Genomic DNA, 22,313 nt, shown 5'->3' with positions numbered 1-22,313 from the left:
GCCGATATTTTTATCTGCCGCGCAGGGGCTGCCATTGCAGGCAGCCGGCGATCAGGCGGATGGTCTCGTCGGCCAGCGTTCTGACCTTCTTGGCCGGAAGGCCGGTGGGCACGCGCGGTCATCCTGCGCGTTGTTGCGAGTGGAATGACGCGATGATCGCGATCATCCGCGGTGCTACTGGGGCGCGAGATCGCTCGCCGCTTGCCGGAGCTCTTGCAGCAGGTCTGTTTCCCATTGCGAAGGATCCGGCAGGGGTGACAGGCCGCGTTGCGATGGGCATCGGCCAGGTCTTCCTGTTTTCCGGCGGCACCGCCTGGGCGGTGATCCTCGCTGGACCGGCGCAGCGGGGCAGGGCGATGTCATGGGTCGGGCTGTTGTTCTTCGCCGGCATTTCGGCCGGTGCGCTGCTGGGAGGGCTTGCGGGAGACATCGCGCATCTCCTCACCACGCGGTTGCCGCCGCAGCTTCCTCTGGACAGCTTCCTGGTCGCGGCCGCCATCACGATGCTCGTGCCGCTCGGCGGGCTTCCGCTCGTGCTGATCGCGCAACGGAGCGCACCATCGCCGCACGGTGCGGCGACCGTGCCGCTGACGGCGATCCTCGGGGCAATCTGGCGACCGACGCTGGCCTTCGGCCTCGCCGTGATGAGCTACATCGGCACAACCAGCTTTGTCGTCCTCGCGTTCCTGCATCGCGGCTGGCAGGGCGGCTCGATCGCGCTGTTCGCATTCTTGGCGGCGTTTGCGCTGGCCCGACCCGTGTTCAGCGGCGTGTGCGATCGCGCCACGGGGCCGCGTCCGATACTGCTTGCGCTCGCGGCCCTGGCGGGCGGCATGCTGATCCTGGGCCTCGCCCCCGACGAGCAGACCGCCATTGCGGGTGTGATCGTCGCGGGCTGCGGCATGTCGATGACGTATCCGCTGCTGGCGCTTCCGGTGGTGCGCGCCGTTCCCGTAACGCAGATTGCGTCCGGCATCGGACTGTTCGATGCCGCCTACGATGTCGCGACGCTGATCACACCAGCCGCTGGCTGGCTTGATCGCTGCGACCGTCGGCTACTTCGCAGTGTTCCTGGTCCTCGCGGGCATTAGTCTGCTCGCCCGGCGGCTGCGGCATGGCGCCGTCGGCCAGCCGTTTGCACCCGCGAGCTGCGCGCCGACCGCGGAATGGTCTAGGCGCGCGCCAGCACCAGCACGTTGCCGGCAAGGATCGTGGCGGCGCCGGCGAGCACCGGCCAGCCCAGCGCAAGGTGCTCGAACAGCGCGGACAGCACCAGCGCGACGAGCGGCACCAGCGCGAGCGTATAGGCCGCGCGCCCGGGACCGAGCCGGCGCACCAGCTCGAAATAGAGCATGAAGGTGATGCAGGAGGCGGCAATCGCAAGATAGAGGAAGCTCGCCACGTAGGAGAGCGAGATGTCGGCGGCAAACGGCGTGCCGGTCGCGACGGCCCAGAGCGCGCTCGCGGCGGCGCCGACGAACGCCCCCCAGCCGAGCACCGAGACGACAGGCAGTCCGGCGCGCTGGTTGCGCGCACCGACCGTTGTCCCGGCGCCGGTTGCGATGGCCGCAGTGAGCGCCCAGGCGAAACCCGCAAGCGGCACGGCGCCGTGCGCGGCGGCGCCGGGCAGGAAGATGATCGCGAGGCCAAGGATGCCGCACAGCGCGCCCGATACGAAGCCGGAGGAGATCGGAACGCCGAGTGCGGCGCGCGCGATCACGGCCGCGAACAGCGACGATGTCGACAGGACGAGTGCCGCAAGCCCGCTCGGCATCCGTGCGGTCGCCTCATAAAAGGCGATGAAGGCAATGGCGAAGAACAGCAGGCCCTGCAACGCGACCGCCGGCCGGTCCTTTCGCGGGATCGCGAACGGCACGCCGCGCAGCCGGCCGTAGCCGAGCAGGATGACGCCCGCGAGCACCATGCGCAGCGCGACCGACCACGGCGCGGGCGTCGCGCCGGCCTGCATCGCCGTTGCCAGCGCGCCGCCGCCCCAGAGCAGCGCGGTCAGCACGAACAGGAGGACTGTCATGGCGTGCCGGCGTCATCGCGCAGTGCGCGCCAGCCGTCGGCATCGATCCGCGCGCTTTCTCCCTCAAGCCGGGCGAGGGCGGAATCGAGCGTGACGCGTTCGGTCTCTGACAGCCGCGCCAGCAACCGCGCCTCGATCGCGCTGCCGAGTGTGGCGATCCGGTTGAACGCGGCCCGGCCGCTGCGGGTAATGCTGACGGCGGCGAAGCGCCGGTCGGTCCTGCCCGAGCGCCGCACCGCGAAGCCGAGCTCGACGAGTTGGCCGATGCCGCGACTGACCGCAAACGGGTCGAGCGCGCAGGCGCGGCCGATCTCGGAGGCGTTAGCGGCGTCGCGCTCGGCGATGACGGCGAGGATGCGCCAGCCGGCCTGGCTCAATCCGAACGTCTCGCCGTAGAAGCGCTCGAGCGGTCGGGCGACCTGTGCCGCGACCACGAACAGTCGGTAGGGCAGCCAGGCACTGAGCTTCAGCCCATCGTCGGACGCAGGCGCGGTCTGTTTCATGGGGTGAGAGGTTCGCACAGATAATTGCAAAGTGCAAGCATATCGCAAAGACAGGTTGCGTGCCGGATCGCATGCGTGAAAATCCCGACACACTTGTCACTCCCGCTCACTGCTGCCGCGGCGCCAGATTGGGGCATGACCAACGGCGAACGGCGGGCGGCGATGGAACCGCGCTGGGGTCCCGGAGTTCGTCCAAATCGGAGATGGAGAGACCATCATGAATAAATCAGCTGAAAACGATCGCGGCGGACTGGCGGCGATGCAGACAGCGCCGGTGGTGTCGCGGGAGGCGTGGGAGGCGGCACGCCTGGAGATGCTGGTGAAGGAAAAGGCCCAGGTGCGGGCACGCGACGCGCTAGCGGCAGAGCGGCGGCGAATGCCCTGGATGGCGGTCGAGAAGCCGTATGTCTTCGAAGGACCGAACGGCAAGGCGACCTTGCTCGACCTGTTCGAGGGGCGCCGGCAGCTGATCGTCTACCGCGCCTTCTTCGAGCCCGGCGTGTTCGGCTGGCCGGATCACGGCTGCCGCGGCTGTTCGCTCGGCGCCGATCAGGTCAGTCATCTCTCCCATCTGAACCAGCGCGACACCACGCTCGCTTACGCTTCGCGCGCGCCGCAGGCCGACATCGCGCGTCTGAAGGCGCGGATGGAGTGGGACATGCCATGGTACACGATCACCGACAGTTTTGACGCCGACTTCGGCGTCGCCGAGTGGCACGGCCACAACGTGTTCATCCGCGACGGCGAGCGGATCTTCCGCACCTATCTCGTCAACAGCCGCGGCGACGAAGCGATGGGTACGGTGTGGAGCTATCTCGACATCACGCCGCTCGGTCGCCAGGAACTCTGGGAGGACTCGCCGAAGGGTTATCCGCAGGGCCCGACCTACAAATGGTGGAACTGGCACGACAATTACGACGCCGAGGCCACGCCGAACGCAAAATGGGCGGCGGTGACCGATGCCGGCGAGGCCGCGTTCCGCAAGATCGCGGAGCAGGAGCGCAAGGCGACGTAAGGGGTGGAGCAGGGCGAACGCGCGGCGTGCTCCGAGAGCTTCGGTTTTGATTGAATCAGAACCGAAGCTTTCGCTTCTTGTCTTGCCTGCTTTCCCGACGCGAACCGACGTCCGCTTCGCTCGACGCTCTAGCGGCCATTGTCCTTGGCCGAGAGCCCCTTCAGCGCCGACAAGGTCTGCCGCAGCCCCCGATCGAGGCGCTTGTCGCGGCGGATCACCACCGCGAGCCGGCGGTAGAGCTTTGGTGACAGCGACCGGACGATCAGGTCGCGCTGCTTGGTGCTGGCGGGAACGGCCATGCCGGGCAGCACCGCGCAGCCTAGCCCGGCGCGCACCATCTCCTTGATCGCCTCGACGCTGCCGAGCGACATCAGCGGCTTCAGCGACACGCCGCCGCGCGCCAGCCACTCGTCCGCGGTGCGCCGGGTGTTGCCGCCCGGCTCGAACAGCAGCACGGGCCTCGTCGCCAGCACTTCCGGGGTGATCCGCGCCGGCAGTTTCATGTCGCGGGGCGCGATCAGCACGAACTCGTCGTTCACGACTGGCGTGATCTCGAAGCTGCGCCCCGACACCGGCAGCGTGACAAGCGCGATGTCGATGGTGTTGTCCTCGACCGCCCGGGCGATCTCCGCGGTGTTGCCGGTCGTGACCGTGATCTCCAGCGAGGGCAGCGCGGCGCGCAGCTCCTTCAGGATCGGCGGCAGCAGGAAGATGCAGGCGGTCGCACCGGTGCCGAGGCGCACGCGGCCTGCCGTTCCGGTCGTCTGCTGTGCAACGGCGTCGACCGCCGATGCCACCGCCGCATTGATCTGATGCGCGTGCGAGAGCAGCGCGACGCCGGCGGCGGTCGGTCTGGCCTTGCGTCCGACCCGCTCGATCAAGGTCGCATTCAGGCTGCGCTCGAGCTGGCGCACCTGCAGGCTCACCGCGGGCTGCGTGAGTTGCAGCCGCTCGGCCGCCGCCGAGAAGCTGCCGCAGTCGATCACGACAGCGAAGCTTTCGAGATAATCGAGGTTGAGGTTCTTCATCAAAGTATCTCTTATGCCGCGCATAAGCTTTCAAAGCTTCACTTATATAACGCCGCGGCGCATAGTCCGGCAAGCGACGGCTTCGGCAGACCGGGAGCAGGCATTGTCCGGCCTCAAGTCCATTGGCGGTGTCATCGTCGAGTTGGGGCGCTATCTTGCGGTCTCGCCAGATTCGCGCATCCGCCGCCGGCAGGCGCTGCGCGAGCTCGACGATCGCCTGCTGGCGGATATCGGACTGTCGCGCAGCGATGTCGAGATGAGCCCGTGGTGCCTGCAGCATGCACCGACGCGCCGTCGAAGCACAGCCATGATGCCGCAACACGAGGGAAGGATGAGCGACAACGAAGATACCGTGATCCGCGACGCCACAGAGGTCGACATGGCGGAGGTGCAGCGCATCTACGCGCACCACGTGCTCAACGGGCTGGCGACCTTCGAGGAAGTGCCGCCGACACTCGACGAGATGCTCGGGCGCCGTGCCGCCGTGCTGGCCGCGGGGCTGCCGTATCTCGTGGCCGATATCGACGGACGAGTGGCTGGCTATTCCTACGCGACAGCGTACCGGCCGCGGCCGGCCTATCGCAACACCATTGAAGACTCGGTCTACGTGTCGGAAGCCCTGCGCGGCCGTCGCGTCGGGGCGGCGCTGCTGCGGGCGCTGATCGAACGGTCGGAGGCGGGACCCTGGCGGCAAATGATCGCCGTGATCGGTAACAGCGGCAACGCCGGATCGATCGCGCTGCACCGTCGCATGGGCTTCGAAATGGTCGGGACGCTGAGGTCGGTGGGCTTCAAGCTCGGGCAATGGGTCGACACCGTGCTGATGCAGCGGCCGCTCGGGCCGGGCGCTTCCACGCTGCCGTCAGACAAGGAAACGGCCCGGTGATCGCACGCCGGGTCGTGATTGCCCTCGGGCTGGCTCAACTGATCTCGTGGGGCGCGACCTACTATCTGATCGGCGGCTTCGGCGAGCAGATCGCCGCGGATCTTGGCTGGAGCCGCGACATCGTCTACGGCGGATTTGCCGCGGCGCTGTTGGTGATGGGGGTGGCGTCGCCCCTTGCGGGCAGGTGGGTGGACAGAAGCGGTGGCCGGCAGGTCATGGTCGCGGGCGCCGTCATCAACGCGCTCGGCTGCGCCGGTCTCGCGGTCTCGCACCAGATCGGTAGCTATTTCGTGTCCTGGATCGTTCTTGGCCTCGGCATGCGGCTGACGCTGTACGATGCCGCCTTCGCGGCGCTGGCCCGGATCGGCGGGCCGGAGGCGCGCCGCGCGATGTCCGGGATCACCTTGCTTGGTGGCTTGGCCGCCACCGTGTTCTGGCCGTTCGGCCATATGCTCTCGGACCATTTCGGCTGGCGCATCGCCGTGCTGACCTATGCCGGCATCGCGCTATTGACGATCCCGCTGCATCTGCTGATTCCGAACCAGCGATTTGCCGGCGCGCCGGGCTCTGCTGCGGCAGCATCAAGGCAACCGCGCGCGGTGGGGCGGCGGCAGCTTGCGGCGGCCAGCGGGCTCTATGCCGTGATCATGACCGGCGCGAACTTCCTGAACGCCGGCATGTCCGCGCACATGATCGCGGTGCTCACCGGCCTCGGGCTCACCATCACCGTTGCGGTGTGGATCGCAACGCTGCGGGGGATCGGACAATCCGCCGCGCGTCTCTGCGAAGTCCTGTTCGGCGGACGGATCGATCCGCTCGGGCTCAACCTGATGGCCTGCCTGATCATGCCGCTCTCCTTCGTCGCCGGCCTGTTCAGCGGATCAGCGCGGGAGATGGGGATCGCGTTCGCGCTGCTCTACGGCGCCTGCAACGGCATTCTGACCATCACCAGGGGAACGCTGCCGTTGATCCTGTTCGATCACCGCAGCTATGGTACGCTGGTCGGCCGGCTCATTGTCCCGAGCTTCATCCTGCCGGCGGGGGCGCCGCTGATCTATGCCATCGTGATCGACCGGTTCGGCGATGCGAGCGCGCTTTATCTCTCGATCGGGCTTGCCCTGATGACACTGCTTGCCGCCATCCTGCTCAAGCTGCTGTTTCCGCCGCCGCTCGCGGCCGCAAAGCAATAGCCGTGTCGGCGGTGTCGATCTCAACCCGCCGCCGGCTCGCGCGGCAGCCACAGCGACAGCCAGCCGCCGAGCGCCAGCAGCGCGACGTTGCAGCCGAGCGCGATCGTGAAGGCGTGCGCGTAATCGTCGGCCCGCGGATGCGGCCCGAGCAGGCTGTAGAAGACGCCGCCGATCACCGCGACGCCGAGCGCCGCGCCGATCTGGAAGGTCGAGATCATCATGCCCGATGCCAGCCCGGCATGGCGCGGATCGATGCTGCCGATCACGGCCTTGATCACCGAGGGCATCACGGTGCCGAAGCCGAGCCCGCCGCAGATCAGGCCGAATTCCAGGCTTTGCGGAAGCGCGCCGCCGACCGACAGCATCACGACACCGAAGCCTGTGACCTGGAGCGCAAAGCCCAGCGTCAGCGTGCGCGGACCGAGCCATTGCATCACCAGCGACGACACCAGCGAACTGACGAAGAAGCCGGCGGCAAAGGGCAGGGTGGCGAGGCCGGCTTCCAGCGGAGATTGGTGCAGGCCACTTTGCAGGTAGACCGCAAAGGTCAAATAGAACGACGACAGCATGTAGAAGGCCAGCGCCATCAGCAGCCCGATCACGAAATCGCTGTTGCGCAGCAGATGCAGCGCGACCAGCGGATCGCCGCCACGTGCTTCGAGGCGAGCCTCGAAGCGGACGAAGCCGGCGAGCATCAGAGGAGAGGCCAGCAGCATCGCGACGATCCAGACAGGCCAGCCGGATTCCCGGCCCTCGATCAGCGGATAGACCAGAAGGCCGAGCGTGAGCGACAGCAGAATGACGCCGCCGACGTCGAGCCGCTGCGCGTGCGCAGCGCGCGAGTCGGCGAGGTACAGCAGGCCGCCGACGAAGGCGGCGAGGCCGATCGGCAGGTTGATCAGGAAGATCGCCTGCCAGGCCAGTCCGAACGGATGCGCCGACACGAGCACGCCGCCCAGCAGCTGGCCGCAGATATTGGCAAGGCCGAAGGTCGCGCCATAGAAGCCGAGTGCGCGGCCCTGTTCGGCCGCCGGAAACAGCACGCGGATCGAGGCGAGCACCTGCGGCGCCATCACGGTGGCGGTGAGGCCCTGCAGGATCCGCCCGGCGACCAGCATGGCCGGTGACCACGCTATGCCGCACAGCACGGATGCGATCGTGAAGCCGGCGACGCCGGTCAGGAACATCTGCCGCCGCCCCAAGAGGTCGCCGAGCCGGCCGCCGGTGATCAGGAACACGGCGTAGGTCGCGGCATAGGCCGAGATCACGAACTGCACCTCGCTTGGGCTGGCGCCGAGATTGTCGCGAATGGCGGGGAGCGCGAGGTTGACGACATTGAAATCGAGGATCGGCAGGAAGGCGCCGGTGAGCAGCACCGGCAGCGCCAGCCATCGCCGCGGGTCGACCGTCGCCGGCCGCGCGGCGTGCAATTGCAACGTCTCGGTGGTCTCGCTCGTCACCTGCCGGCTCCCCTGCGTTTGCCGGCGCGGCACACGAGGTGCGCCCGTCGGCCGAACTTTTCGGAAAGATGGCCTGTTTGTCCGTGATAAGGTATTCGCCAACTCTGCCAATTGAGTTTGCAAAAATGAACAGCCCGCTTGACTGGAATGACCTTCGCCTTGTCCTCGCGGTCGCGCGGGAAGGCAGCCTCTCGGGGGCGGCGCGCCAGCTCGGCGTCACGCATTCCACCGTGTTTCGCCGCCTCGGCACGATCGAGGACGCGATCGGAACCCGCCTGTTCGAGCGCTTCCGCGACGGTTACGCGCCGACACCGGCCGGCGAGATCGCGGCGGCGTCGGCGGCCCGGCTCGAGGACGAAGTGCTTGCGCTCGAGCGCAAGCTGGCGGGACGGGACCTCAGGCCGTCGGGGCCGGTGCGGATCACGACGACGGACACGCTCGGCGCGGTGCTGATGCGGCATCTGCCGGCGATGCGCGCCGCGCATCCGGAGATCCAGCCGGAGATCATCATCTCGAATGCGATGGCGAACCTGACGCGCCGCGAGGCCGAGATCGCGATCCGCCCGACACCGGCACCATCCGAACTGCTGGTCGGGCGACGCGTTGCCGATATTGCCCATGCGGTCTACGGATCGCGCGCTTATCTCGCCCGCCGCAGTGACAGGGATCTGTCTGTGCACGACTGGATCGGGCTCGACGATGCGCTGGCGGGGACCGTCGTCGCCGGCTGGATGCGCGAGAACCTGCGTTCGGCGCGGATCACCTGCCGGGTCGACGCGCTTCCGGCGCTGCGCGATGCTGCGGCAGCGGGACTGGGGCTTGCCCTGCTGCCGTGCTATGTGGGCGATCTCGCGCCCACGCTGCGCCGCCTGACGCCGAAAGCCCTCGCGGAGCCGCGCTCGGCGCTGTGGCTATTGACCCATGACGATCTCAAGCGCACCGCGCGCATCCGCGCGACACTCGATTTTCTCGCCAACGCGCTCACCTCGGAGCGTGCGCTGTTCGAGGGAAAGCGTGCCGGAGGCACGCGCCGCTAGGCGGGCCGGCGCGCAGATCGCTCAGGAGCCGACAACTTCCGTGACGGTATGGATTTCCTCTGCCGCGCGGCTCGCAGGCATCCGATGGTGCTCGCGAAAGGCGCCAACGATCGTCTTCAGGACCGCGCGTGACTTTGCATCTGACAGCGCCGACAGCAGCATGATCTCGGACGGCGGTAGCGCAGGCAGGCCGAGCCGCCGGCTGACCTCGATCGTCCCGGCCGGGGCGAGCCGGCGGGAGAACACCGAAGTCGCGAGGCCTGCGGCGACCGCATCGGCGACGGCAAAGGACCCGCAGCCAAGGAGGCTTTCCGTCCACGGGATGCCCGCCGCCGCCAGCGCGCGCGTCGCGATGTTGAGCACGCCGCAGGACGGCGAGGAGGCGGCGAGCCGCAGTGGCTCGCCCGCGCGATGGACGAAGTCCGGCGTGGCGAACCAGCCATAGTGATCCGTCGCCAGCATCTCGCCGTCGCGGCGGTCGTCCTCGCGGCGGACGATGGCGGCGTCGATCTCGCCGCGATCGAAGGCATCGAGCAGGTCGCGGGAGTCCTCGAGCCGGACTTCGATGGTGAGCGTCGGGTCGTGCGCATGCAGCCGCGCCAGCAAGGTCGGGACCTCCGCGCCTCCGACATGGGTGGCGATGCCGAGCGAGAAGCGACGCGGACGCACCGGCGACAACGCCGCGATGGCGCGATCATGCGCGGCGAGCAATTCCTGCGCAGGGGCGAGGAAAGCCGCGCCCTGCGCCGACAGGCGCACCAGGCGCGGTGTCCGTTCGATCAGCCTGTGGCCGAGCTGGCGTTCCAGCCGCTTCAGCTTGACGCTGATCGCGCCCTGCGTGGTGCCGAGCGTTTCGGCGGCGCGGGTAAAGCTCTTGAGATCGGCGATGGTCACGAATGTCTTCACGGCGTCGACGTCGAGCGTGGTCATGTCAGTCATCCGGATTTGTTGTCTCTGAAATATCTAGTCATCCAATTCACCAATGCTCAAGCCATGACTAGCTTTGCGCTGTGAAGCGCTGCGGCCACCCGATTCCTGCCGCTGCTGCCTCAATACATCGTGAGTCGATCGACCGACGCTGCTGCCAGCACCCTGGCAACAGCGTGCGGTACTCCGTTGGCTTGCCACAACAAAAGGCTTGATCATGTCTACTGAACTGAGCCGCCGCGGCGCTGTCGTGCTGTCCGCCGTATGCCTTGCCTGCCTGATGTTCGGATTGGAGATTTCCAGCATCCCCGCGATCCTGCCGACGCTGGAGCGGGTGCTGCATGCCGACTTCAAGGCGCTGCAATGGATCATGAACGCCTACACGATCGCGGTCACCACGGTGCTGATGGCGATCGGGACGGTGGCGGACCGCTATGGACGCAAGCGCATCTTCCTGGTCGCGATCGCGGCGTTCGGCGTCACCTCGCTGATCTGCGGCGTCGCCTCGAGCGTGGAAATGCTGATTGTCGCCCGGTTCCTGCAGGGCCTGAGCGGCGGCGCGCTCCTGATCTGCCAGATCGCCGTGCTCTCGCACGAGTTCCAGGGCGGCCGGGTGCGCGCCGTCGCCTGGGGCTGGTGGGGCGTCATCTTCGGCATCGGTCTCGGCTTCGGCCCGATCATCGGCGGCGCCGTCGTCGCGGCGCTGAGCTGGGAGTGGGTGTTCCTCGTCCACGTGCTGTTCGCGGCCGTTGCGTTCGTGCTCACGATTGGCGGCGTGCATGAATCGAAGGATCCGAAGGCGAGCAGCCTCGACGTCGCCGGTATCGTGACGATGTCGCTCGCCGTGTTCTGCCTCGCCTTCTACATCACGCAGGGTCCGGATCTCGGCTTCGTCAGTCCGAAGGGGCTTGCGATCCTCGGCGTCTCCGCCGGGAGCTTCATCGCGTTCCTGGTTGCCGAGAAGATCAGCCGGCGGCCGATGTTCGACTTTTCAGTGTTTCGGATTCCAGCTTTCTCCGGCTCGATCGTCGGCTCGGCGGCGATGAACCTCAGCTACTGGCCGTTCATGATCTACCTGCCGATCTGGTTTCATGCCGGCCTCGGCTATGACAGCGTGTCCGCGGGTCTTGCGCTGCTTGCCTACACGCTGCCGACGCTGGTGATGCCGCCGTTCGCCGAACGCTTGTCGCTGCGCTATCAGCCGGGCCTGATCATTCCGGTGGGGCTGTTCACGATCGGCGCCGGATTCATGCTGATGAAATTCGGCAGCGCCGCCGCGCAGCCGGACTGGGTGACGATGCTGCCGGGCTGCCTGCTCGCCGGAATTGGTCTTGGCATCACCAACACTCCGGTCACCAACACGACGACCGGCTCGGTCTCGAGCGACCGCGCCGGCATGGCCTCGGGCATCGACATGAGCGCGCGAATGGTTTCGCTGTCAGTCAACATCGCGCTGATGGGCTTTATCCTGGCAAGCGGTGTGCTGGCGCATTTGAAGGCGGTGCTGCCCGCGCTGGACGGCGTGCAACTCCGGGCAATCGCCGAGCGGATCGCGGCCGGCGACATCGCATCCGCGCCGGAGCTGACCGGCCCGGTCGTGCATCAGGCACTGGCGAGCGGCTTCGGCTGGGTGATGCTCTATGGCGGCATCGGGGTGTGGATTATGGCCGCGCTCAGCTTCCTGATCTTCAACGCGCGGCCGGTGCGGCAGGCCGAGGCTCACGGCACGAAGTGAGCACGATGTCGCCGTGCCTGCCCAGACGCAGGGGCGGGCAGGCGGGATCGGTCACTTTACGAGGGTCAGCAGCGGCTTGTCCTTCTCGACGATGTAGGTCGCAAGCTCGCTGGCAGTGACGTCGCCGACATTCCTCGCCGCATGGACCGTGCCGGCGGGAATGAACAGCACGTCGCCGGCCTTCAGCCTCGCCGGCGGCCTGCCGTCGACGTCGTATTCGAGCGTGCCGGCGAGCACATAGATGATTTCTTCACCCGGATGCGTATGGCGGCCGAATGCCTTGCCCGGCGCGATGTCGACACGCACCTGCACGGCTTCACGCCCGGAGGTGCTGAGGTCGTGGCGCTGCAGGTCGGTTCGCGCGAAGCCGGCCGGCTGCTGCGCCTGTGCGCTCGGAATTGTCAGGAGGCTTGCGGTGAACAAGGCCGTCCTTGCGAGGAGGCGCGTCGCCTTCATCAGCTTGCTGGTCATCTTGAACTCCAGGATTTGCTTGCTGACCTTGTCCGATCGCGAGCCGGCAAGCGGCCGGCCCGCGTCGGAGATCGTCATGCGTTCGTTTCAGACGAGGGTGGTCGTGACGGCGATGTTGCCGTGAACCGCCTTGGAGTAGGGGCAGATGCCGTGCGCGGCTTCGATCAGCTCCTGCGCAATCTCGCGCTCGACGCCGGGGACGTGGACGTTGAGGCGGGCGCTCAGGAAGTAGTCGCTGCCGGCCTGGTTCAGATCGATCTCGGCGTCGACCTCGGGCTCGCTCGCGAGCTTGACCTTGCGCTGACCGGCGGCGAGCTGGATCGCGCCGATGTAGCAGGCCGACCAGGCGGCCGCGAACAGGTTTTCCGCGGCGGGGTGCGGCTGCGGCAGCTTGACGTCGAGAAAGCCGTCGCGCGAGCGGGCGGCGCCGTTCGGGCCGGCGGTGACGTGGGTCTTTCCGGTGACGAGAACCTGTGCATTGGCGGTCATGGCGAGCTCCTTTTGGATGAATGTAGATCGTATCCGATCTAATCGTGTACGCCTCGAAATAGGTCTCGGGCTTGATCGTGTCAAGCACTTCCGATTTAATCGGATACGATTTATATGCACCGGGACATCACAAACTCCGGAGACGCCCGTGACCCGCTCTTCCAAAGCCGAGACCAGAGGCCGAAAACTCTCGAATTTTCTGTGCTTTGCGGTCTATTCGGCCAATCTGGCCTTCGGCCGCGCCTACAAGCCGATCCTGGATGCGATCGGCCTGACCTACACCCAGTACATCGCCATGGTGGCGCTGTCGGAGGCGGACGAGCAGACCGTCAGCGCGCTCGGCGAGAAGCTGTTTCTGGAATCCAACACGCTGACTCCGATCCTTAAGAAGCTGGAGCAGAGCGGCTACATCAGCCGCGTCAGAGATCCCGCCGACGAGCGGCAGGTTCGCGTGAGCCTGACGCCGGCCGGCCGACGCCTGCTCGACAAGGACATCAATGTGTCCCTGGTCGAAGCCACCGGGCTCGGCGACGAATTTCCCGTCGTGCAGAAGACCGTTGCGAGGCTGCGCGACAATCTGCTGCGCAACACGCGCGCCGATCCGAAGAAGGGCTGATCCTGCCGGCCAAAGCGGCCGGGTGGCAGGGGCAAGCGCTTCTGAATCTTGCTCTAGCCGGACACGAGTTCAGGAAGCACGGATCGAGACGCGCTCGCCCCGCTTCGATCCGATCCGAGGTGCACGGGCCCTGGCAATTTGATGCGGACAAGAAGGCCGTGCGGCGTGTTGTCGTGCAGCGACAGCTCGCCGCCATGTCCGCACACCATGGCCTGCGCGATCGAAAGGCCAAGCCCGAAGCCGCTTGTCTCGTCCATGGTGCGGGCTTCGTCGCCGCGGACGAACGGCTTCAGCATTTCGGCCCGGCAGTGCTCTGGAATCCCCGGACCGTCGTCCGAGACATCGATCGTGACCTGATCGGCTGACGCGGTAAGCAGGATATCGACTTCGCTGCCGAACCTCAGGGCGTTCTCCACCAAATTGGTCACGGTGCGGCTGATCTCGCTCGGGCGGATCAGGAACGAAGCCCTGACCGGGCCCTGGTAGCGCACGACGTGACCGCAATCGGAGAATTGCTCGCAGATCGTCTGCAGCAGCGCGGCGACGTTCACGAGCGTCGGCTTCGCCGCGCTGCCGCCGCTCAGGAATGACAGCACGGATTCCAGCATGGCCTGCATCTGGTCGAGGTCATGCAGGGTCTCCGCGCGCTGGGCATCGTTTTCGATGTATTCGGACCTGAGCCGCAGCCGGGTGATCGGCGTGCGCAAGTCGTGACTGATGGCGGCGAGCATGCGCGTGCGGTCATTCATCAACGTGGTGATGCGTTCGCGCATGCGATTGAGCGCGACCGCTGCGGCCCGGATTTCCTCCGGGCCGGTCTCCGGCAGCGGCGCAGCGGCCTGGCTGATGCTGAAATTCTCGGCGGCGCGGGCAAACGCGGAGAGTGGCGCACTGAGCGCGCGGCCGGCCCACACGCCGAGCAGCGTGACGCTGACGAACAGGAACAGGAACGTGCTGACCCAGAACCCGCCGAAGAACGGCGGCATTTTCGTCGGGCCGATCGTCGCTTCGAACAGGGCTCCGTCCGGCAACCGAACCGCCGCCGGCGCGGTCTTCGAGGAAAACTCGTCGATATCGTCGACGCCAGGTACCTCGGACGAAGCATCGTCAGACGAGCCCAGATCTGCGTCGCGCAATGTGAGGTGCAGCCGGGGAAAGGCGCGATCGGCAGCGCGCAACAGCGTTGCGCGATCGGCCGCAGGGGCCTCGCTCAGAAGCCTGGCAACCAGCTGGAACTGATGGACCGGCCTGTCCGCAAACGATCTCGGCTTCTGGCTGACGAAATAGAGCCCGATCAGCGCATGGATAAGCACCAGCGAAAGCAGGATCAGCGCGGCGATCTGGCCACTGATCCGGTGGAAGCTGAAAAGCGCGGCGATCCTGCGGGTCCAGCTCATGCGTCCTCCACATGCGGCGTGAAGATGTAGCCGCCGGTGCGCACCGTCCGGATCACCGACGATCCTTCGCTCGTATCGAGCTTGCGGCGAAGCCGGCTGACCAGCACGTCGATGCTGCGCCCGAACGGACTGGCCGGCCGGCTGCGCGTCATGGTCAGGAGGCCATCCCGCGTCAGAATCCGGCCGGGACGCTCGCAGAACACCTGGAGCAGGTCGAACTCCGCGCTCGTCAACGGGACCTGGGCGCCGTCGGGATCGCGCAATTCGCGCAGGCGAAGATCGATGGTCCAGTCCTGGAAGCGCAGGCGCGCGGCGCTCTGGCCCGAGCGCCCGGCAAGGCCGGCCTGGGCCTGGCGGCGCAGCACGGCGTTGATCCGCGCCAGCAGCTCGCGCGGATTGAACGGCTTGGCGAGATAGTCATCCGCGCCCATCTCGAGCCCGAGGATCCGGTCGAGGTCCTCGCCCTTTGCCGTGAGCATGATGATCGGGATCGTCGAGTCGCCGCGCAGGCGGCGACACAGGGTCAGTCCATCCTCTCCGGGCAGCATCAGGTCGAGGACGACGAGATCGAGCGAATGCCCGGCAAGGTAACGATCCATTTCCCTGCCGTTCGAGGCGGTGGCCACCAGGCAGGATTGGTCGCGCAGGTAGCGGGCAATCAAGTCTCTGGTCTGCAGATCGTCTTCGACGATCAGGATCTTCGGAGTGTTTGCAAGCATGATCCGCGACTGGGTCCTCATCATAACGTCATCGGGCGCGTTCCAGCGCGCTCAGCCACCAATTGACCAGCATACGCGTCGCTTGTGGGCGGCATTGCGCCTTTTCGTAAGCATAGTGTTTCTGAACTGTAAGCGTCGCGCGCAGCCCGAACCAATCGGCGATGCCGGCCGCGTCGCGTCGCGCTAACAGTCCCAAACCACTGGAAATAATTCCGCAATCCTGCAGCCACACCGCAGCCATCACCATCCCGTCACAACGGGCTTCTTGTTCGCGAGGTGTGGAATGAAGACGTGGCGGAGCTTTGTCGCGGCGATCGTGCTGTCGGGCTTTTCGATCCCGGGGACGCCGGTGACGTGGCCATTGTTGGCTCCTGCGGCGGCCCGATCGGTTGATGCGATCACGGTCGAAGGCAACCGGAGGGTAGAGGCGGAGACCATCCGCTCCTATTTCAGGCCCGGGCCCGGCGGCCATCTCGATCAGGCTGCCGTCGACGACGGCCTCAAGGAGCTGGTCGGAACGGGGTTGTTCCAGGACGTCAAGATCAATCACGCGGGCGGCCGGATCGTCGTTTCGGTGATCGAGAATCCGGTGATCGACCGCGTCGCGTTCGAGGGCAACAAGAAGATCAAGGACGAGCAGCTCGCTGCCGAAATGCAGTCCAAGCCGCGGGGTACCCTGTCGCGGCCGATGGTGCAGTCGGATGCACTGCGGATCGCCGAGATCTATCGGCGCTCAGGCCGCTACGACGTGCACGTCACGCCGGAGATCATCGAACGCTCGAACAACCGCGTCGATCTCATCTTCACCGTCGACGAGGGAGCGAAGACCGGCATCAAGACCATCGAGTTCATGGGCAACAACAGTTTTTCGGCGGCGCGCCTGAAGGACGTAATCAAGACCCATGAGACGAACTTCCTGAGCTTTCTCGGCAATGCCGATATCTACGACCCGGATCGGGTCGAGGCCGACCGTGACCTGATCCGCCGCTTCTACCTGAAGCACGGCTACGCGGACGTCCAGGTCGTAGCTGCACTCGCCGAGTATGATCCGGAGCGCAAGGGCTTTCAGGTGACGTTCAAGATCGATGAGGGGCAGCAGTACCGCGTTGCGACGGTCAGTTTCCGCTCGAGTATAGCGGGCTTCGATCCGACGACGCTGCGTTCATTGTCGCGCGTCGGCGAAGGCTCGCTCTACAATGTCGAGGCGGTCGAGAAGTCGGTCGAGGACATGCAGATCGAAGCGTCGCGCCGCGGCTACGCCTTCGCGGTGATCCGTCCGGACGGTGCCCGGAATTTCGAGGCCCACACGGTGGGGATCGTGTTTCGCGTGGAGGAGGGGCCGCGCACCTATATCGAGCGGATCGACATTCGCGGCAACGGCCGCACCCGCGACTACGTGATCCGGCGCGAGTTCGATCTCTCCGAGGGCGATGCGTATAACCGCGCGCTGGTCGATCGCGCCGAGCGGCGGCTGAAGAATCTGGACTACTTCAAGACCGTCAAGATCACCACCGAGCCCGGATCAACGAGCGATCGCGTGGTGTTGGTCGTCGATCTGGAGGAAAAGTCGACCGGCGACTTCTCCGTCTCGGGCGGTTATTCCACGACGGACGGCGCGCTTGCCGAGGTCAGCATCTCCGAGCGAAATCTGCTCGGTCGTGGCCTGTTCGCCAAGGCAACGGTCAGCTACGGCCAGTACTCGCGCGGCCTGTCGCTGTCCTTTGTCGAGCCGTATTTGCTCGACTATCGCGTCGCGCTCGGGCTCGATGCGTATTACAAGGAGCAATTGCCGACGGACTACACGACCTATGGCGTGAAGACGATCGGGTTCTCGCCGCGGCTGGGCCTGGCCTTGCGCGAAGACCTGACCCTGCAGCTGCGCTATTCGCTCTATCAGCAGGAAATCTCGCTCGATAGCGCCTATGCGAACTGCAACAACAATCCGGCCAACCCGTCGCTCGCGTTCAATCCAACACCCGCCTACATCCAGAGTGTGCTCGGCGGTGTCGATCCCACGAACTCGGTCTCGTCAGGGCTTTATGGATATGGCTGCTACGGCGACGGCGAATCCACCTTGCCGGTGCGCAAGGAGCTCGCCGCAGGGGCGACCTGGACCTCGCAGATCGGCTACACGCTGACCTACAACACCCTCGACAACAACAAGAACCCGACCGACGGCCTGCTGATCGACTTCAAGCAGGATTTTGCCGGCGTCGGCGGCGACGTGACATATCTGAAGAGCGCGGTCGACGCGAAATACTACACGCCGCTGGTGTCCGACCTGATCGGACTGATCCACCTGCAGGGCGGCCTGCTCACCAAGGTCGGCGACAACGATCTGCGCATGCTGGACCATTTCCAGATGGGGCCGAATCTCGTGCGCGGCTTTGCCACCAACGGCATCGGCCCGCGCGACATCACCTATGCGAGCTTAGGCGCGGTCGGGGATGCGCTCGGCGGCACCAAATACTGGGGGGCGTCGATGGAGCTGCAGATGCCGTTCTGGTTCCTGCCCTCCGAGGTTGGGTTGAAGGGGGCTGTCTATGCGGACGCCGGCTCGCTCTGGGGTTATGAAGGCCCGACGTCGTGGGCCGCAACCGGCGAGGTGAATACGGCTGCTTGCAAATGCGGCCTCCAATACGACGATGGGAACGTGGTGCGAACCTCGGTCGGTGTCGGCCTGATCTGGGCCTCGCCGTTCGGCCCGCTGCGCTTCGATTACGCCGTGCCGATCACGAAGGGTAAATACGACATCGTGCAGGAGTTCCGGTTCGGAGGAGGCACGTCGTTCTGAGCCGACAGCCGGACTGCGTCGCGGGTGGCGGTAAGTTCCTGGCGTGACGCCTGCCATGCCGGCCTGCGGCTTGCGGTATCAGGCGAAGCGGGGCAGGCTGCATCGGTACAATTCCGATCCGAGGCAATCCATGTCACGCGTGTCAATCAAGACCAGGAACGACCTGCCGGCCGAGCTCAAGCCGCTGTGGGACAAGATGACCACCTATGGCGCGTTCGAGAACCAGGCCGGCGTCATGGCGCAGCGCCCGCCGATCTTCAAGCACATGTGGTCGCTGCTGGTCGATCTCGCCGACGAGGCGGTGGTCTCGAAGCGCCATCTCGAGCTCGCGCTGGTCACGGTCTCGCTGCTCAACAAGTGCGACTATTGCGTGTCGCACCATGCGCCCAAGCTCGCGGTCCAGGGCGTGTCGCAGGAGGGCGCCGAGCGGCTGCTCGACTATCAGGATCATCCCGAGCTCGATGCGCTCGACAAGCTCGTGGTCGAATATGCGATCGCCGTCACCAACAACTGGAACAAGACCCGCGACGAGATTTTCGCACGCCTGCGCGAACACTTCTCGGAACCGCAGATCGTCGAGCTGACCTGGCGGATCGCGCTCTGCGGCGCCTTCAACCGCTTCAACGACATCTTGCAGCTCGACGTCGAGCAGGGCGTCCCGCAGCGTGAGGCCGCGGAGTGACGGCCTGATCAGGCCGTCGATGTGAGGCAGCCGCCGAGCGTCGTGAGCACGAAATCGGCCCGCACGGATGGCGATAGCTTCGGCAAGCCGATGACGTCGTAGCCAAGCGCCGGAAGCGTCTCCATCAGACGCTGATATTCCGCCGTCGCTGCCTCGAAGCCGTGCCGACGCTCGGAATCGGTGACGTAGATTTCAGGCCACGGCGGCGTCACGAACACGCGCCGGTGGTAGCGATGTACGGAACAGATCTTGTGCAGCACCGGTTCGCCTGTCAACGCCTCAAGCGCCGACGCCGCGTCGATGAGGCCGCGATCGAAGAACACCCATCCCGAATGGGCCTTTGCCATCTCGATATCTTGCAGTGCGACGTCAACGGCGCGCCGCAGGAAGGGCGCCGGATCGACCCAGGGCAGGGCGTTGCCGCCGGATGCGAGCTCATCGGTGACGATGCGGCGGCCGGGCTCCTCGACGACCGGATAGCCGCGAGCGGCTAGTTCAGCAAGCAGCGTCGATTTTCCGCCGCCGGAGCAGCCGGAGATCAGGACGAAGCGGTCTTGCAAGAGGTGTCCTTTCATTGGTTAGGGCAAGGCGCGAGTCGGCATTCCGCGGATGCGGGTTGCCTAGCCAGAAGTCTTGGGGAAGGTGGCCCGGAGATGTCTCGACGGGCGCGGTGAGCATCGCCTCGATTGTGACGCAAGCACGGCGCGTTTGACGAATTCTTCAATATCCCGCGCCGATACTATCGAGCAAGCATGGTCCTGCTCGAAGGAATGACGCACATGGCATCACGCTCGATCATCTGCACGACGCTCGCGCTTCTGCTTTGCGGTGCGATGCTTCAGCCGGCGCGCGCCGCTGGACCCGGCGAACCGATCCGCGTCGGCGCGGTGCTGCCGTTTTCCGGCGGGGTCGAGCTCTACGGCCAGCAGGCGAAACTTGGGCTCGATCTCGCCGCCAGGGACATCAACGCGGCCGGCGGCATTCTCGGCCGGCCGGTCGAGGTGATCTATGCCGACGACAAGACGCGGCCGGAGGAGGCCGCTGAGGCGATGCGCTCGCTGGTCGAGAAGCAGGGCGTGTTTGCCGTTGTTGGTCCGATCACCTCGCGTAATCTGAATGCACTGATGCCGATTGCCGAGAGCTCGAAGACGCCGCTGTTCTATGCCACCAATTACGAGGGCGGCAAATGCAGCCGCTATCTGTTCTCGTTCGGCGCGGTGCCGAACCAGGAGCTCGGCCAGCTGCTGCCCTACATGACCCGGACGTTCGGCAACACCTACTTCCTGCTCGGCGCCGACCGGGTCTGGCCCCATCGGATGTTCGGCATCGCGCAGCCCCTGATCGAGAAGCTCGGCGGCAAGGTGGTCGCGACGAAATACACGCTGGGGACCGAGACCGACTTCTCACCGCTGATCAAGGAGATCGCGGCGAGCAAGGCCAAGGTGCTGCTGTTTGCGTTGAAGGGCGACGGGATGGATTTCATCCGGCAGGCCGACGAGGCCGGGCTGTTGAAGGACATCACCGTCGCGTTCCTCGGATTGTCGGAAGTCGACCTCGGCATCTTCCGCGGCAAGGGCCAGAACGTGGTGACCGTGGTGCCGGCAGTCGCGACGAGCGAGGATCCTGCCGTCAAGGCGTTCGTCGCGAAGGCCCGCGCCGCTGCAGGCGCCGGTGTCGCGGTGTCGAACTATGTGATGACGCACTACAACACGCTGATCGCGCTGAAGGCGGCGGCCGAGAAGGCCGGCAAGCTCGACAAGGAGGCGATCATCGACGCGATGGCGGGCCTCGCCATTCCGTCGCCGACCGGCCCTGTCACGCTCGGTCGGGATCATCACGCGGCGATGAGCATGTTCATTGTCAGGACGCAGGGTTTGGAACTCGTGCAGGTGCGACCACTCGGCGAGATCGCGCCGGAGCCGGGGTGCAGTCCAGCCGGCCGCTGACCAGGAGGAATATTCGGTAGCGACGCTCGAGGCCACCATGCTCGCAAAAAAGTGAGCTGGCGCGCGCGTTGGTTGTCGGTTCCAGTCCGGTCCGTTCGTCTTCCAGCCAGATCGAGCTGAATGGGAGTTCCGGAATGAGCAATTCGACCTATCGCTGGGTGATCGTCGCGGCCGGTGGCCTGCTCGGCTGCGTCGCGATCGGCGGCATGTTTTCGCTGCCGGTGTTCCTCCAGCCCATGGCGCGCGAGACCGGCTGGTCGGTGACCGGCATCTCCAGCGCGATGACGATCGGCTTCCTCGCGATGGCCTTCACCAGCATGATCTGGGGCACGCTGTCCGACCGTTTCGGGCCGCTGCCGGTGGTGCTGACCGGATCGGTCGTGCTGGCGGCGAGCCTCGCGCTGGCCAGCCAGGTGACGTCGCTGCTGGCCTTTCAGTTCGTGTTCGGCGCGCTGGTCGGCGCGGCCACGGCGGCGATCTTTGCCCCGATGATGGCCTGCGTCACCGGCTGGTTCGACACCCATCGAAGCCTCGCCGTCTCGCTGGTGTCGGCCGGCATGGGCATGGCGCCGATGACGATGTCGCCGCTCGCGGCCTGGCTGATCTCCCACCACGACTGGCGCACCGCGATGCTGATCGTCTCGGGCGTGGTCGGCGCGATCATGATTCCGGTCTCGTTCCTGGTGCGCCGCCCGCCGGCGCTGCAGGGCGACCACGCTGAAGCGGTCTCGGAGAACGGCGAGCCGCCGATGTCGCTGGCGCAGGCGCTGCGCTCGCCGCAATTCATCATCCTGATCGCGACCAATTTCTTCTGCTGCGCCACCCATTCGGGCCCGATCATCCATACCGTGAGTTACGCGGTCACCTGCGGCATTCCGATGGTCGCCGCGGTGACGATCTACAGCGTCGAAGGGCTCGCCGGCATGGGCGGCCGCATCGCCTTCGGTCTGCTCGGCGACCGTTTTGGCGCCAAGCGCGTGCTGGTGCTTGGCCTGCTGGCGCAGGCGTTCGGCGCGCTCGGCTACGTCTTCGTGCGCGAGCTTGCCGCATTCTACGCGGTCGCGGCGATCTTCGGCTTCATCTATGCCGGCACCATGCCGCTGTATTCCGTGCTGATCCGCGAGAATTTTCCGCTGCGGATGATGGGCACCGTGATCGGCGGCACCGCGATGGCCGGCAGCCTCGGCATGGCGACCGGGCCTTTGGCCGGCGGCCTGATCTACGACACCTTTGCGAGCTACACGTGGCTCTATGTCGGCTCCTGGGCGGTCGGCATCGGCGCGTTCCTGATCATGATGACCTTCCGCCCGATGCCGGCGGTGCGGCCCACCGCGGTGCCGGCGCCGGCGTGAAGTTTGAACTCCGTCATGCAGCGCGCCGCTCGGA

General features: G+C 66.1%; 22 protein-coding genes. 11 read left to right on the top strand and 11 right to left on the bottom strand.

Translation table 11 applies throughout. The features are described from left to right. The first annotated feature begins 152 nt into the window (after positions 1 to 152). Positions 153 to 1,091 (top strand): MFS transporter, encoded by a 939-nt coding sequence (locus JEY66_RS26610; RefSeq protein WP_157183451.1) that lies wholly within the window; start codon positions 153 to 155, stop codon positions 1,089 to 1,091. Between the two features lie 80 nt (positions 1,092 to 1,171). Here the strand turns inward: JEY66_RS26610 and JEY66_RS26605 are convergent, their stop codons facing one another. Further along, complete coding sequence (locus JEY66_RS26605) at positions 1,172 to 2,032, bottom strand: DMT family transporter (protein WP_018271203.1); 861 nt, start codon at positions 2,030 to 2,032, stop codon at positions 1,172 to 1,174. Then, complete coding sequence (locus tag JEY66_RS26600) at positions 2,029 to 2,535, bottom strand: MarR family winged helix-turn-helix transcriptional regulator (RefSeq protein ID WP_018271204.1); 507 nt, start codon at positions 2,533 to 2,535, stop codon at positions 2,029 to 2,031. The genes JEY66_RS26605 and JEY66_RS26600 overlap by 4 nt, the downstream gene beginning before the upstream one ends. Positions 2,536 to 2,752: 217 nt before the next feature. On the opposite strand from JEY66_RS26600, the gene JEY66_RS26595 reads away from it, so the two are divergent. Beyond that, entirely contained in the window at positions 2,753 to 3,550 is a 798-nt protein-coding gene (locus JEY66_RS26595; RefSeq protein ID WP_018271205.1) for a DUF899 domain-containing protein, read from the top strand. A 128-nt stretch (positions 3,551 to 3,678) separates the two neighbouring features. Here JEY66_RS26595 and JEY66_RS26590 read toward each other — a convergent pair whose 3' ends face one another. Then, the gene (locus JEY66_RS26590) at positions 3,679 to 4,578 is read right to left on the bottom strand and encodes a LysR family transcriptional regulator (RefSeq protein ID WP_018271206.1); all 900 of its coding nucleotides are present in this window, start codon (positions 4,576 to 4,578) and stop codon (positions 3,679 to 3,681) included. Here JEY66_RS26590 and JEY66_RS26585 point away from each other — a divergent pair. Continuing rightward, complete coding sequence (locus JEY66_RS26585; protein WP_244620792.1) at positions 4,565 to 5,464, top strand: GNAT family N-acetyltransferase; 900 nt, start codon at positions 4,565 to 4,567, stop codon at positions 5,462 to 5,464. The two genes, JEY66_RS26590 and JEY66_RS26585, sit on opposite strands and share 14 nt — an antisense overlap. Then, entirely contained in the window at positions 5,461 to 6,654 is a 1,194-nt protein-coding gene (locus tag JEY66_RS26580; protein WP_018271207.1) for an MFS transporter, read from the top strand. The genes JEY66_RS26585 and JEY66_RS26580 overlap by 4 nt, the downstream gene beginning before the upstream one ends. 20 nt (positions 6,655 to 6,674) lie before the next feature. Here JEY66_RS26580 and JEY66_RS26575 read toward each other — a convergent pair whose 3' ends face one another. Continuing rightward, entirely contained in the window at positions 6,675 to 8,114 is a 1,440-nt protein-coding gene (locus JEY66_RS26575; protein WP_198390631.1) for an MFS transporter, read from the bottom strand. 125 nt (positions 8,115 to 8,239) lie between these two features. Between JEY66_RS26575 and JEY66_RS26570 the strand changes: the two genes are divergently transcribed. Continuing rightward, the gene (locus JEY66_RS26570; protein WP_018271209.1) at positions 8,240 to 9,151 is read left to right on the top strand and encodes a LysR family transcriptional regulator; all 912 of its coding nucleotides are present in this window, start codon (positions 8,240 to 8,242) and stop codon (positions 9,149 to 9,151) included. 21 nt (positions 9,152 to 9,172) lie between these two features. Here the strand turns inward: JEY66_RS26570 and JEY66_RS26565 are convergent, their stop codons facing one another. Next, positions 9,173 to 10,081 (bottom strand): LysR family transcriptional regulator, encoded by a 909-nt coding sequence (locus JEY66_RS26565; RefSeq protein WP_041482645.1) that lies wholly within the window; start codon positions 10,079 to 10,081, stop codon positions 9,173 to 9,175. A 214-nt stretch (positions 10,082 to 10,295) separates the two neighbouring features. Here JEY66_RS26565 and JEY66_RS26560 point away from each other — a divergent pair, with 214 nt between their 5' ends. After that, on the top strand, positions 10,296 to 11,813 hold the full coding sequence (locus JEY66_RS26560; RefSeq protein WP_026192665.1) for an MFS transporter: 1,518 nt from the start codon (positions 10,296 to 10,298) through the stop codon (positions 11,811 to 11,813). 51 nt (positions 11,814 to 11,864) lie between these two features. Here JEY66_RS26560 and JEY66_RS26555 read toward each other — a convergent pair whose 3' ends face one another. Beyond that, on the bottom strand, positions 11,865 to 12,269 hold the full coding sequence (locus JEY66_RS26555; protein WP_041482817.1) for a cupin domain-containing protein: 405 nt from the start codon (positions 12,267 to 12,269) through the stop codon (positions 11,865 to 11,867). A gap of 102 nt (positions 12,270 to 12,371) precedes the next feature. Beyond that, positions 12,372 to 12,773, bottom strand: coding sequence for an Ohr family peroxiredoxin (locus tag JEY66_RS26550; protein WP_018271213.1), 402 nt, complete (start codon positions 12,771 to 12,773; stop codon positions 12,372 to 12,374). A gap of 148 nt (positions 12,774 to 12,921) precedes the next feature. On the opposite strand from JEY66_RS26550, the gene JEY66_RS26545 reads away from it, so the two are divergent. After that, positions 12,922 to 13,389 carry a MarR family winged helix-turn-helix transcriptional regulator gene (locus tag JEY66_RS26545; RefSeq protein WP_018271214.1) on the top strand — a complete coding sequence of 156 codons (468 nt, stop codon included), beginning with the start codon at positions 12,922 to 12,924 and terminating at the stop codon, positions 13,387 to 13,389. Positions 13,390 to 13,442: 53 nt separating this feature from the next. Here the strand turns inward: JEY66_RS26545 and JEY66_RS26540 are convergent, their stop codons facing one another. The 3 genes from JEY66_RS26540 to JEY66_RS26530 are packed head-to-tail and all read right to left on the bottom strand — an operon-like array spanning position 13,443 to position 15,746. Next, a complete protein-coding gene (locus tag JEY66_RS26540; protein WP_018271215.1) occupies positions 13,443 to 14,786 on the bottom strand; it encodes an ATP-binding protein in 1,344 nt (447 codons plus the stop codon). Beyond that, positions 14,783 to 15,505: a response regulator gene (locus tag JEY66_RS26535; RefSeq protein ID WP_026192667.1), complete on the bottom strand. Its 723-nt coding sequence runs from the start codon at positions 15,503 to 15,505 to the stop codon at positions 14,783 to 14,785. Before JEY66_RS26535 ends, JEY66_RS26540 begins: the two co-directional genes overlap by 4 nt. 28 nt (positions 15,506 to 15,533) lie before the next feature. Further along, the gene (locus JEY66_RS26530) at positions 15,534 to 15,746 is read right to left on the bottom strand and encodes a hypothetical protein (RefSeq protein WP_129964980.1); all 213 of its coding nucleotides are present in this window, start codon (positions 15,744 to 15,746) and stop codon (positions 15,534 to 15,536) included. A gap of 42 nt (positions 15,747 to 15,788) precedes the next feature. On the opposite strand from JEY66_RS26530, the gene bamA reads away from it, so the two are divergent. Then, positions 15,789 to 18,299, top strand: coding sequence for an outer membrane protein assembly factor BamA (gene bamA / locus JEY66_RS26525; protein WP_018271217.1), 2,511 nt, complete (start codon positions 15,789 to 15,791; stop codon positions 18,297 to 18,299). A gap of 130 nt (positions 18,300 to 18,429) precedes the next feature. Then, positions 18,430 to 18,981: a carboxymuconolactone decarboxylase family protein gene (locus JEY66_RS26520; RefSeq protein WP_026192668.1), complete on the top strand. Its 552-nt coding sequence runs from the start codon at positions 18,430 to 18,432 to the stop codon at positions 18,979 to 18,981. Between the two features lie 8 nt (positions 18,982 to 18,989). On the opposite strand, the gene JEY66_RS26515 is transcribed toward JEY66_RS26520, so the two are convergent. Beyond that, entirely contained in the window at positions 18,990 to 19,556 is a 567-nt protein-coding gene (locus JEY66_RS26515; RefSeq protein ID WP_018271219.1) for an AAA family ATPase, read from the bottom strand. 204 nt (positions 19,557 to 19,760) lie between these two features. Between JEY66_RS26515 and JEY66_RS26510 the strand changes: the two genes are divergently transcribed. Next, positions 19,761 to 20,927 carry an ABC transporter substrate-binding protein gene (locus JEY66_RS26510; RefSeq protein ID WP_157183452.1) on the top strand — a complete coding sequence of 389 codons (1,167 nt, stop codon included), beginning with the start codon at positions 19,761 to 19,763 and terminating at the stop codon, positions 20,925 to 20,927. A 134-nt stretch (positions 20,928 to 21,061) separates the two neighbouring features. After that, entirely contained in the window at positions 21,062 to 22,279 is a 1,218-nt protein-coding gene (locus JEY66_RS26505) for an MFS transporter (RefSeq protein ID WP_016842814.1), read from the top strand. Positions 22,280 to 22,313 lie beyond the last annotated feature (34 nt).

This window comes from Bradyrhizobium elkanii USDA 76 (assembly GCF_023278185.1).
Classification (GTDB): Bacteria; Pseudomonadota; Alphaproteobacteria; order Rhizobiales; family Xanthobacteraceae; genus Bradyrhizobium; species Bradyrhizobium elkanii.
Note: the sequence above shows the minus strand (reverse complement) of the source record. Positions and strands in the feature narration are given on the sequence as shown.